Source organism: Pseudomonas sp. GWSMS-1 (assembly GCF_049847425.1).
Taxonomy (GTDB): domain Bacteria; phylum Pseudomonadota; class Gammaproteobacteria; order Pseudomonadales; family Pseudomonadaceae; genus Aquipseudomonas.
The window spans coordinates 194128-206403 of record NZ_JBMHHV010000003.1 but is presented as its reverse complement, the minus strand read 5'-3'; the positions used below and the strand labels follow the sequence as shown (position 1 = coordinate 206403).

The 12276-nt window shown below is 55.4% G+C and carries 12 protein-coding genes; all 12 read right to left on the bottom strand.

The window, feature by feature from the left end:
• Nucleotides 1-6: 6 nt before the first annotated feature.
• The 12 genes from rplV to rpoC all read right to left on the bottom strand — a co-directional run bounded on the left by rplV (nt 7) and on the right by rpoC (nt 12239).
• Nucleotides 7-339, bottom strand: coding sequence for a 50S ribosomal protein L22 (rplV, locus tag ACEPAJ_RS01865; protein ID WP_003210077.1), 333 nt, complete (start codon nt 337-339; stop codon nt 7-9).
• Between the two features lie 11 nt (nt 340-350).
• Entirely contained in the window at nt 351-626 is a 276-nt protein-coding gene (gene rpsS / locus ACEPAJ_RS01860; RefSeq protein ID WP_010486981.1) for a 30S ribosomal protein S19, read from the bottom strand.
• Between the two features lie 16 nt (nt 627-642).
• On the bottom strand, nt 643-1467 hold the full coding sequence (gene rplB / locus ACEPAJ_RS01855) for a 50S ribosomal protein L2 (RefSeq protein ID WP_090243094.1): 825 nt from the start codon (nt 1465-1467) through the stop codon (nt 643-645).
• A gap of 14 nt (nt 1468-1481) precedes the next feature.
• Entirely contained in the window at nt 1482-1781 is a 300-nt protein-coding gene (gene rplW, locus ACEPAJ_RS01850; protein ID WP_274087707.1) for a 50S ribosomal protein L23, read from the bottom strand.
• Nucleotides 1778-2380, bottom strand: coding sequence for a 50S ribosomal protein L4 (gene rplD / locus ACEPAJ_RS01845; RefSeq protein WP_425913171.1), 603 nt, complete (start codon nt 2378-2380; stop codon nt 1778-1780). Before rplD ends, rplW begins: the two co-directional genes overlap by 4 nt.
• A gap of 12 nt (nt 2381-2392) precedes the next feature.
• Nucleotides 2393-3028 (bottom strand): 50S ribosomal protein L3, encoded by a 636-nt coding sequence (gene rplC / locus ACEPAJ_RS01840; protein WP_274087705.1) that lies wholly within the window; start codon nt 3026-3028, stop codon nt 2393-2395.
• A gap of 84 nt (nt 3029-3112) precedes the next feature.
• The gene (rpsJ, locus tag ACEPAJ_RS01835; RefSeq protein ID WP_010486970.1) at nt 3113-3424 is read right to left on the bottom strand and encodes a 30S ribosomal protein S10; all 312 of its coding nucleotides are present in this window, start codon (nt 3422-3424) and stop codon (nt 3113-3115) included.
• A gap of 140 nt (nt 3425-3564) precedes the next feature.
• The gene (tuf, locus tag ACEPAJ_RS01830) at nt 3565-4758 is read right to left on the bottom strand and encodes an elongation factor Tu (protein ID WP_425913158.1); all 1194 of its coding nucleotides are present in this window, start codon (nt 4756-4758) and stop codon (nt 3565-3567) included.
• A 30-nt stretch (nt 4759-4788) separates the two neighbouring features.
• Nucleotides 4789-6894 carry an elongation factor G gene (fusA, locus tag ACEPAJ_RS01825; RefSeq protein WP_425913169.1) on the bottom strand — a complete coding sequence of 702 codons (2106 nt, stop codon included), beginning with the start codon at nt 6892-6894 and terminating at the stop codon, nt 4789-4791.
• Nucleotides 6895-6924: 30 nt separating this feature from the next.
• The gene (gene rpsG, locus ACEPAJ_RS01820; RefSeq protein ID WP_073269011.1) at nt 6925-7395 is read right to left on the bottom strand and encodes a 30S ribosomal protein S7; all 471 of its coding nucleotides are present in this window, start codon (nt 7393-7395) and stop codon (nt 6925-6927) included.
• Nucleotides 7396-7515: 120 nt separating this feature from the next.
• On the bottom strand, nt 7516-7887 hold the full coding sequence (gene rpsL / locus ACEPAJ_RS01815; RefSeq protein WP_003463319.1) for a 30S ribosomal protein S12: 372 nt from the start codon (nt 7885-7887) through the stop codon (nt 7516-7518).
• A 152-nt stretch (nt 7888-8039) separates the two neighbouring features.
• The gene (rpoC, locus tag ACEPAJ_RS01810) at nt 8040-12239 is read right to left on the bottom strand and encodes a DNA-directed RNA polymerase subunit beta' (RefSeq protein WP_425913167.1); all 4200 of its coding nucleotides are present in this window, start codon (nt 12237-12239) and stop codon (nt 8040-8042) included.
• Nucleotides 12240-12276: the final 37 nt, after the last annotated feature.

The window sequence follows — 12276 nt, the reverse complement described above, 5'->3', positions numbered from 1 at the left end:
ACTCCGTTACTTGTCCGCAACCTTGACAGTGATATGGCAAGACCGCTTGACGATGCGATCAGCGCGGCCTTTGGCACGCGGCATGATTCGCTTCAGCGAACGCCCTTCGTTGACGAAAACGGTGCTGACCTTCAAGTCATCAACGTCTGCGCCTTCGTTGTGCTCGGCGTTGGCTACAGCCGACTCCAGCACTTTCTTAATGATCTCGGCGGCTTTCTTACTGCTGAAAGCCAGGAGGTTGAGCGCTTCGCCCACCTTCTTCCCGCGGATCTGGTCGGCGACCAAGCGGGCTTTCTGGGCGGAGATGCGAGCGCCCGACAACTTAGCGGCTACTTCCATTTCCCTACCCCTTAACGCTTGGCTTTCTTGTCAGCCACGTGCCCACGATAGGTACGAGTGCCGGCAAATTCGCCCAGTTTGTGACCGACCATATCTTCGTTCACGAGAACTGGGACATGTTGACGACCGTTATGTACAGCAATGGTCAGACCGACCATTTGTGGCAGGATCATGGAACGGCGCGACCAGGTTTTCACCGGCTTGCGATCGTTCTTTTCCACCGCCACTTCGATCTTCTTCAGTAGGTGAAGATCAATAAAAGGACCTTTTTTCAGAGAACGTGGCACTGTCGTATCCCTCTATTTACTTGCGACGACGGACGATCATGTTGTCGGTGCGTTTGTTACCACGAGTCTTCGCGCCCTTCGTCGGGAAGCCCCATGGAGACACCGGATGACGACCACCAGAGGTACGACCTTCACCACCACCGTGTGGGTGGTCAACCGGGTTCATGGCAACACCACGAACGGTTGGGCGAACGCCACGCCAGCGCTTGGCACCAGCTTTACCCAGCGAACGAAGGCTATGCTCGGAGTTCGAGACTTCACCCAAGGTCGCACGGCATTCAGCCAGGACTTTACGCACTTCACCTGAACGCAGACGCAGGGTCACGTAGACACCTTCACGCGCAATCAGCTGAGCCGAAGCACCAGCGGAACGTGCAATTTGTGCGCCTTTACCCGGCTTCAACTCGATACCGTGCACCGTGCTACCAACTGGAATGTTGCGCAGTTGCATGCTGTTGCCCGGCTTGATCGGAGCCATGATGCCCGCAATCAGCTGATCGCCAGCGCTCACGCCTTTAGGGGCGATGATGTAGCGACGCTCGCCATCTGCATAAAGCATAAGTGCGATGTGTGCAGTACGGTTTGGATCGTATTCAATACGCTCGACAGTGGCTGGAATGCCATCTTTGTCGTTGCGACGGAAGTCGACCAGACGGTAATGCTGCTTGTGGCCACCACCGATATGACGGGTGGTAATACGACCATTGTTGTTACGACCGCCAGTCTTCGACTTCTTTTCAAGCAGCGGAGCGTAAGGAGCGCCTTTATGCAGCTCCTGATTGACCACCTTGACCACAAAACGGCGGCCAGGGGAAGTCGGTTTGCATTTAACGATTGCCATGATGCACCCCTTCCTTACTCAGCACTGCTGGCGAAATCGAGATCTTGGCCTGGCTCAAGCGAAATGATCGCTTTCTTCCAGTCGTTACGCTTGCCCAGACCACGAGCGGTGCGCTTAGTCTTACCGAGTACATTCACGGTGTTGACAGCAGCAACGTTCACACTGAACAGGCTTTCGACGGCCTTCTTGATTTCCAGCTTGGTTGCATCAATTGCAACCTTGAAAACGAATTGGCTTTTTTTATCAGCCAGAAGTGTTGCCTTCTCGGAGATGTGCGGGCCAAGCAGCACTTTAAATACGCGTTCCTGGTTCATCCCAGCAGCTCCTCGAATTTCTTCACGGCAGATACGGTAACCAACACCTTCTCGTACGCGATCAGACTGACCGGATCGGAACCCTGCACATCGCGAACTTCGACGTGCGGCAGGTTACGTGCAGCCAGGTACAGATTTTCATCAATAGCATCGGACACGATCAGTACGTCGGTCAGACCCATGCCATTCAACTTGTTCAGCAGATCTTTAGTCTTCGGCGCTTCAACACTGAAGTCATCAACAACGATCATACGATCAGTGCGAACCAGCTCAGCAAGAATCGAGCGGATAGCCGCGCGGTACATCTTCTTGTTCAGCTTTTGATCGTGATTCTGCGGACGAGCCGCGAAGGTTACACCACCGCCACGCCAGATCGGACCACGAGTGGTACCTGCACGAGCACGACCGGTACCCTTCTGACGCCATGGGCGCTTACCGCCACCGGATACGTCGGAACGAGTCTTCTGCTGCTTGCTGCCCTGACGGCCGCCGGCCATGTAGGCCACAACTGCTTGGTGAACCAGGGTCTCGTTGTATGCGCCGCCAAAAGTGGCTTCGGATACTTCGATTGCTTGAGCGCCATTTACATTTAATTGCATGTCAGCTTCCCCTTAACCGCGAGCCTTGGCTGCCGGACGGACAACCAGGTTGCCGCCAGTAGCGCCAGGAACGGCACCCTTGACCAGCAGCAGGTTGCGTTCAGCATCGACGCGCACTACTTCTAGGGACTGCACAGTCACGCGCTCAGCACCCATGTGACCGGACATTTTCTTGCCCTTGAATACGCGACCCGGAGTCTGGCACTGGCCAATAGAACCCGGAACACGGTGGGACACGGAGTTACCGTGAGTGTTGTCTTGGCCGCGGAAGTTCCAACGCTTGATGGTACCGGCAAAGCCTTTACCTTTGGACTGACCGGTGACATCCACCAGTTGACCAGCTTGGAATATTTCAGCGTTGATCAGATCACCTGCCTGGTACTCGCCTTCTTCAAGACGGAATTCCATAACAGTACGACCTGCCGCGACATTCGCCTTAGCGAAGTGACCGGCTTGCGCCTTGCTGACACGAGAAGCGCGACGCTCACCGACAGTGACTTGCACTGCGCGATAGCCATCGGTCTCTTCAGTTTTAAACTGAGTGACGCGATTCGGTTCGATCTCAATGACCGTAACCGGAATGGAGACACCTTCTTCGGTGAAAATGCGGGTCATACCGCACTTACGTCCGACTGCACCAATAGTCATGTTGTAACCTCATGAGTGTACGGGGCTTTCACCCGCTATGGCCGCCCATTTCAGAGCGTTACACGACTAAAACCTAAAGCGGTCTTAGCCGAGGCTGATCTGCACTTCCACACCAGCCGCAAGATCAAGCTTCATCAGCGCATCAACGGTTTTATCCGTTGGCTGGACGATGTCCAGAACACGCTTATGAGTACGGATCTCGAACTGATCACGCGCGTCTTTGTTGACGTGTGGCGAGGTCAGTACGGTGAACCGCTCTTTGCGGGTAGGCAGAGGAATAGGACCACGCACCTGAGCACCAGTACGTTTCGCGGTTTCCACGATTTCCTGGGTAGATTGATCGATCAGGCGATGGTCAAAAGCCTTCAACCGAATACGGATTTGTTGGTTTTGCATTTTGACCTCAGATTCCAAGCTGCTATTCCCAACGAGCGCAATACGCCCGTTAAAAGGAGGCGTGATTCTATAGACGCCCCTAGCAGGTGTCAACCCAATAAAAAAGCCCCCGCAAGCGGAGGCTTTTCTTAAATCATCACTTACGCAATGATTTTGGCTACGACGCCAGCGCCGACGGTACGACCGCCTTCACGAATGGCGAAACGCAGACCTTCTTCCATCGCGATGGTTTTGATCAGCGTGACAGTCATCTGAATGTTGTCACCTGGCATTACCATCTCAACGCCTTCCGGCAGTTCGCAGTTACCAGTTACATCAGTTGTACGGAAGTAGAACTGAGGACGGTAGCCTTTGAAGAACGGAGTATGACGGCCGCCTTCTTCTTTGCTCAACACATACACTTCAGCAGTGAAGGTGGTGTGCGGCTTAACCGAACCTGGCTTGACCAGAACCTGGCCACGCTCAACGTCGTCACGCTTGGTGCCACGCAGCAGAACGCCGCAGTTCTCACCAGCACGACCTTCGTCGAGCAGCTTGCGGAACATTTCAACACCCGTGCAGGTGGTGACAGTGGTATCGCGCAGACCAACGATTTCCAGCGGATCTTGAACGCGAACAATGCCACGCTCGATACGGCCAGTTACCACGGTGCCACGACCGGAGATCGAGAATACGTCTTCGATTGGCATCAGGAATGGCTTGTCGGTCAGACGCACTGGATCTGGAATGTAGCTGTCCAGAGTCTCAACCAGCTTACGAACGGCAGTGGTGCCCATTTCGTTGTCGTCTTTACCTTCCAACGCCATACGCGCGGAACCGATGATGATCGGAGTGTCATCGCCTGGGAAATCGTAAGTGCTGAGCAGGTCACGCACTTCCATTTCCACCAGCTCCAACAGCTCAGCGTCGTCTACCAGGTCAGCCTTGTTCAGGAAGACCACGATGTACGGAACGCCAACCTGACGGGACAGCAGGATGTGCTCACGAGTTTGCGGCATCGGACCATCAGCGGCCGAGCAAACCAGGATAGCGCCGTCCATCTGCGCAGCACCGGTGATCATGTTCTTCACATAGTCAGCGTGACCTGGGCAGTCAACGTGAGCGTAGTGACGGATCAGCGAGTTGTATTCAACGTGTGCGGTGTTGATGGTGATACCACGAGCCTTTTCTTCTGGCGCGCTGTCGATCTTGTCGAAGTCAACAACAGCCGAACCGAAAACTTCGGAGCAAACACGAGTCAGCGCTGCAGTCAGCGTGGTTTTACCATGGTCAACGTGACCGATAGTGCCAACGTTGACGTGCGGTAGGGAACGATCAAATTTTTCTTTAGCCACGACAATTAACTCCTTGCCTAAAGGGCTGAATCAGCCTTGTTTTTTGGTTACAGATTCGACGATGTGCGACGGAGCTGTATTGTATTTTTTGAATTCCATAGAGTAGCTTGCGCGACCCTGAGACATGGAACGAACGTCGGTCGCATAACCGAACATCTCACCCAGCGGAACTTCGGCGCGAATCACTTTGCCGGAGACCGTGTCTTCCATACCCAAGATCATGCCGCGACGGCGGTTAAGGTCGCCCATCACGTCACCCATATAGTCTTCAGGGGTAACAACTTCTACCGCCATGATCGGCTCGAGCAACTCGCCGCCGCCCTTCTGGGCCAACTGCTTGGTTGCCATGGAAGCCGCTACCTTGAACGCCATCTCGTTAGAGTCGACGTCATGGTAAGAACCATCAAACACGGTAGCCTTCAGGCCGATCAGCGGATAGCCGGCAACAACGCCGTTCTTCATCTGCTCTTCGATGCCCTTCTGGATAGCCGGGATGTATTCCTTAGGAATCACACCGCCCACAACCTCGTTGACGAACTGCAGACCTTCTTGGCCTTCATCGGCAGGCGAGAAGCGTACCCAGCAATGACCAAACTGACCACGACCGCCGGACTGACGAACGAACTTGCCTTCGATTTCACAGTTCTTCGTGATGCGCTCACGATAGGAAACCTGAGGCTTGCCGATGTTGGCTTCGACGTTGAACTCGCGGCGCATGCGGTCGACCAGGATATCCAGGTGCAACTCACCCATACCGGAGATGATCGTCTGACCCGTCTCTTCATCGGTTTTGACGCGGAAAGATGGATCTTCCTGAGCAAGCTTGCCCAGCGCGATACCCATTTTTTCCTGGTCGTCCTTGGTCTTAGGCTCTACGGCAACCGAAATAACCGGCTCCGGGAAGTCCATGCGAACCAGGATGATTGGCTTGTCAGCGTTGCACAAAGTTTCACCGGTGGTGACGTCCTTCATGCCGATCAACGCCGCGATGTCACCAGCGCGAACTTCTTTGATCTCTTCACGGGCGTTTGCGTGCATTTGCACCATACGACCCACGCGCTCTTTCTTACCCTTAACCGAGTTGATCACGCCGTCACCGGAGTTCAACACGCCCGAGTAAACGCGGACGAAGGTCAGGGTACCCACGAATGGGTCAGTAGCGATCTTGAACGCCAGTGCCGAGAAAGGCTCGTCGTCGGTAGCATGACGCTCCAATTCGATAGTCTCGTCATCCGGGTCAGTACCCTTGATGGCAGGAATATCGCTAGGCGCAGGCAGGAAGTCGATAACGGCGTCGAGAACCAGGGGAACACCCTTGTTCTTGAAAGAAGAACCGCAAACAGCCAGAACGATCTCACCAGCGATAGTACGCTGACGCAGAGCACCCTTGATTTCCGCGATGGTGAGCTCTTCACCCTCGAGGTACTTGTTCATCAGCTCTTCATTGGCTTCGGCCGCAGCCTCAACCATGTTGCTGCGCCACTTCTCGGCTTCTTCCAACAGCTCTGCTGGGATGTCTTTGCGAACTGGCACAGTGCCCTTGTTCGCATCGTCCCAATAGACAGCTTGCATGTTGATCAGGTCGATCTGACCCTGGAAGTTGTCCTCAGAACCGATAGCCAGCTGGATCGGCACTGGGGTGTGACCCAGACGCTTTTTGATCTGCTCAACTACGCGCAGGAAGTCAGCACCGGCACGGTCCATCTTGTTGACGTAAACAAGACGTGGAACACCGTACTTGTTGGCCTGACGCCATACGGTTTCCGACTGCGGCTCAACACCTGAGGTGCCACAGAACACAACGACAGCACCGTCGAGTACACGCAGCGAACGCTCAACTTCAATGGTGAAGTCTACGTGGCCAGGGGTATCGATAACGTTAAAGCGATGCTCGTCTTTGTACTGCTTCTCGGAACCTTTCCAGAAGGCGGTGATAGCAGCAGAAGTAATGGTAATACCACGCTCCTGCTCCTGCACCATCCAGTCTGTGGTCGCGGCGCCGTCATGCACCTCGCCCATCTTGTGGCTTTTGCCTGTATAGAACAGGACACGCTCTGTAGTAGTGGTCTTACCGGCGTCCACGTGGGCGCAGATACCAATATTACGGTAGCGGCTAATCGGGGTAATACGAGCCATAAAGCCCTCGCAAATTTAGAAGCGCAAAAATTAGAAGCGGTAGTGCGAGAAAGCCTTGTTGGCTTCAGCCATACGGTGCACGTCTTCACGCTTCTTAACTGCAGCACCTTTGCCTTCAGCGGCATCCAGCAACTCACCAGCCAAGCGCAGAGCCATAGACTTCTCGCCACGCTTACGGGCGTAATCTACCAACCAACGCATGGCAAGCGCATTACGACGGGACGGACGAACTTCGACCGGAACCTGGTAAGTAGCACCGCCTACACGGCGCGACTTCACTTCGACCAGCGGAGCGATGGCGTCGAGAGCTTTCTCGAAGATTTCCAGGGGATCGCTGTTCTTACGCTCTTTAACCTTGTCCAGGGCGCCATAAACGATACGCTCGGCAACGGCTTTCTTGCCGCTTTCCATCACGTGGTTCATGAACTTGGCCAGGATTTGGCTTCCGTATTTTGGATCATCAAGCACTTCGCGCTTGGCTGCTACACGACGTCTTGGCATTTGATAAGCCCTCAAACGGTCTTCAGGTTAGCCCGGGACTGCATCCGCTAAGGATGGATGCCCGACCTTACTCTTATCGACTCAGAAAAATAGAAACTCGCTTTTCAGTACAAGCACCGATTACTTCGGACGCTTGGTACCGTACTTCGAACGACCCTGCTTACGGTCTTTAACGCCAGAGGTATCCAGCGAACCGCGCACGGTGTGGTAACGAACACCTGGCAAGTCTTTTACACGACCGCCACGAATCAGTACGACGCTGTGCTCTTGCAGGTTGTGACCTTCACCACCGATGTACGAGGAAACCTCGAAACCGTTGGTCAGGCGCACACGGCATACTTTACGCAGTGCCGAGTTAGGTTTTTTCGGCGTAGTGGTATACACGCGAGTGCACACACCACGACGCTGCGGGCAGTTCTGCAGCGCAGGTACGTCGGATTTCTCGACGATACGCTTACGCGGCTGACGTACCAGCTGGTTGATAGTTGCCATCTTAAGCTCCACTGTTGTCTTGCGACGCTATTGCCCTACTAAACAAAATGGCAGAGCACGTGCCCTGCCAAATTTAGGGGTGCATGAGTCTAATGAGACTCACCGCCCCAGTCAAGACAAAGCCCCGCTACCGAAGTAGCAGGGCTTTGTACTTAATTACCGCTAAAGTTCAGTGCTTCGGTCAGTGCAGCTTCCACTTCACTGGCGCTAACCCGTACCGGCTTGTCAGCTTCACGCTTGCGCTTACGCTCAGCGTGGTAAGCCAGACCGGTACCGGCTGGGATCAAACGACCCACCACCACGTTTTCTTTCAGGCCACGCAAGTAGTCGCGCTTGCCAGTAACCGCTGCCTCGGTAAGAACCCGAGTGGTTTCCTGGAAGGAGGCCGCCGAGATAAACGACTCGGTGGACAACGACGCCTTGGTGATACCCAACAGTACGCGGTTGTACTTGGCGATGAACTTATCGTCTGCTGCCAGACGCTCGTTCTCACCCAGTACCGCGGTCAACTCCATCTGGTCGCCCTTGATGAAGGTCGAATCGCCCGACTCAGCCACTTCAACCTTGCGCAGCATCTGGCGCAGGATGGTTTCGATGTGCTTGTCGTTGATCTTCACGCCCTGCAGGCGGTACACGTCCTGGATCTCGTTGACGATGTACTTGGCCAGCGCGCTGACACCCAGCAGACGCAGGATATCGTGCGGATCACTTGGACCGTCGGAGATCACTTCACCCTTGTTAACCTGTTCACCTTCGAACACGTTCAGGTGACGCCACTTAGGAATCAGCTCTTCGTACGGATCGCTACCGTCGTTCGGGGTAATGACCAGACGGCGCTTGCCTTTGGTCTCTTTACCGAACGCGATGGTGCCGCTGATTTCAGCCAGAATCGAGGCTTCTTTCGGACGACGCGCTTCGAACAAGTCGGCAACGCGCGGCAGACCACCGGTGATGTCACGGGTCTTCGAAGTTTCTTGCGGGATACGCGCGATAACATCACCGATCGCGATATTCGCACCATTTGCCACACCCACCAGGGCGTTGGCCGGCAGGAAGTACTGAGCCATTACGTCGGTACCTGGCAGCAGCAGATCCTTGCCATCTTCGCCAACCATCTTCACGGCAGGACGGATGTCTTTGCCGGCAGCCGGACGATCTTTCGGATCGAGGACTTCGATGTTGGTCAAACCCGTCAATTCGTCGGTCTGACGCTTGATGGTGATGCCTTCTTCCATGCCCACGTAGGTCACGGTACCTTTCATTTCGGTAACGATCGGGTGGGTGTGCGGGTCCCACTTGGCGACGATGGCGCCAGCGTCGACCTTGTCGCCTTCCTTCACGGAAATCACGGCACCGTACGGCAGCTTATAGCGCTCACGCTCACGACCGAACTCGTCGGCAATCGCCAGCTCGCCGGAGCGGGAAACCGCCACCAGGTTGCCGTCGAGACGCTCAACGTGCTTAAGGTTGTGCAGACGAATCGCACCACCGTTCTTCACTTGTACGCTGTCAGCAGCCGAGGTCCGGCTTGCCGCACCACCGATGTGGAACGTACGCATGGTCAGCTGAGTACCCGGCTCACCAATCGACTGGGCAGCGATAACACCCACGGCTTCACCGATGTTGATCTGGTGACCACGAGCCAGGTCGCGACCGTAGCACTTGGCGCAGATGCCGTAGCGGGTTTCGCAGCTGATCGGCGAACGCACGATCACTTCGTCGATGCTGTTCAGCTCGATGAATTCAACCCACTGCTCGTCAACCAGCGTACCGGCTGGAACGATGACTTCTTCGGTGCCTGGTTTGAATACGTCACGGGCGATTACTCGACCCAGAACGCGCTCACCCAATGGCTCTACAACGTCGCCGCCTTCAATGTGCGGAGTCATCAGCAGGCCGTGCTCGGTGCCGCAATCGATCGCGGTAACAACCAGATCCTGCGCCACGTCTACCAGACGACGCGTCAGGTAACCGGAGTTAGCGGTTTTCAACGCGGTATCCGCAAGACCCTTACGAGCACCGTGCGTCGAGATGAAGTACTGCAGAACCGACAGACCTTCGCGGAAGTTCGCGGTGATCGGCGTTTCGATGATCGAGCCGTCCGGCTTGGCCATCAGACCACGCATACCGGCGAGCTGACGGATCTGCGCAGCAGAACCCCGTGCACCGGAGTCGGCCATCATGTACATCGAGTTGAACGACTCTTGCTCAACGGTATTGCCATCGCGATCAACCACTTTCTCTTTCGAAAGGTTGGCCATCATCGCCTTGGATACTTCGTCGTTAGCCTTGGACCAAAGGTCGATCACTTTGTTGTACTTCTCGCCCTGGGTTACCAGGCCGGAGGCGTACTGCGATTCGATCTCTTTAACTTCCTCGGTAGCGGCGTCAATGATGCGCGCCTTCTCATCCGGGATAACGAAGTCGTTCACACCAATCGACACACCGGAGATGGTCGAATAGGCGAAACCGGTGTACATCAACTGGTCAGCGAAGATCACGGTGTCTTTCAAGCCAACGGTGCGGTAGCACTGGTTGATCAGCTTGGAGATCGCCTTCTTCTTCATCGAGTGGTTGACCACGTCATACGACAGGCCATCCGGCACGATTTGGAACAGCAACGCACGACCGACAGTGGTGTCGACGATACGGGTGTTCTTGGTGATGCTGCCGTCGCGGTCTTTGATCACTTCGTTGATGCGCACTTTAACGCGAGCATGCAGCGAAGCCTGGCCACCACGGAAAACCCGGTCAACTTCCTGCAGATCAGCGAATACACGACCTTCGCCCTTGGCGTTGATCGCTTCGCGGGTCATGTAGTACAGACCCAATACAACGTCCTGCGACGGCACGATGATTGGCTCACCGTTGGCTGGCGACAGGATGTTGTTGGTCGACATCATCAACGCACGCGCTTCCAACTGGGCTTCCAGTGTCAGCGGTACGTGCACGGCCATTTGGTCACCGTCGAAGTCGGCGTTGTACGCGGCGCAGACCAGCGGGTGCAGCTGAATCGCTTTACCTTCGATCAGTACTGGCTCAAACGCTTGGATACCCAGACGGTGAAGGGTCGGTGCACGGTTGAGGAGCACTGGGTGTTCGCGAATCACTTCGGCGAGAACATCCCAAACCTCAGGCAGTTCGCGCTCGACCATTTTCTTGGCCGCTTTGATGGTGGTCGCAAGGCCACGCATTTCCAGCTTGCCGAAAATGAACGGCTTGAACAGCTCGAGGGCCATCTTCTTCGGCAGACCGCACTGATGCAGACGCAGGGTCGGGCCTACGGTAATTACCGAACGACCGGAGTAGTCCACGCGCTTACCGAGCAAGTTCTGACGGAAACGACCTTGCTTACCCTTGATCATGTCAGCCAAGGATTTCAGCGGACGCTTGTTCGAGCCAGTGATGGCGCGACCACGACGGCCGTTGTCGAGCAGGGCGTCGACCGCTTCTTGCAGCATGCGCTTTTCGTTGCGCACGATGATGTCCGGCGCGGACAAATCAAGCAGGCGCTTCAAGCGGTTGTTACGGTTGATCACGCGGCGATACAGATCGTTGAGATCCGAAGTCGCAAAACGGCCACCGTCGAGCGGAACCAGCGGACGCAGATCTGGCGGCAGAACCGGCAGAACGGTCAACACCATCCACTCAGGCAGGTTGCCCGACCCCAGGAAGGCTTCCATCAGCTTCAGGCGCTTGGACAGCTTCTTGATCTTGGTTTCCGAGTTGGTTTGCGGAATTTCTTCGCGCAGACGGCCAATCTCGTGCTCCAGGTCAATCGCGTGCAGCAGTTCGCGAACGGCTTCAGCACCCATGCGGGCGTCGAAGTCATCACCGAACTCTTCGAGGGCTTCGAAGTACTGCTCGTCGTTCAGCAGCTGGCCTTTTTCAAGGGTGGTCATGCCCGGATCGATAACGACATAGCTCTCGAAGTAGAGAACGCGTTCGATATCACGCAGGGTCATGTCCATCAGCAAACCGATACGGCTTGGCAGCGACTTAAGGAACCAGATGTGAGCAACCGGCGAAGCCAGTTCGATGTGCGCCATGCGCTCACGCCGAACCTTGGCCAGTGCCACTTCAACGCCGCACTTCTCGCAGATCACGCCGCGATGCTTCAAGCGCTTGTACTTACCGCACAGGCACTCGTAATCCTTTACCGGGCCAAAGATCTTGGCGCAGAACAGGCCGTCACGCTCAGGCTTGAACGTACGGTAGTTGATGGTTTCCGGCTTTTTAACTTCACCGAACGACCACGAACGGATCATCTCAGGCGACGCCAACGCAATACGGATTGCGTCGAACTCTTCGACTTGACCCTGGTTTTTCAGCAAATTCAGTAGGTCTTTCAAGGCCTTTCCTCCTGGCGGAGCAGAGAGCGGACTATAC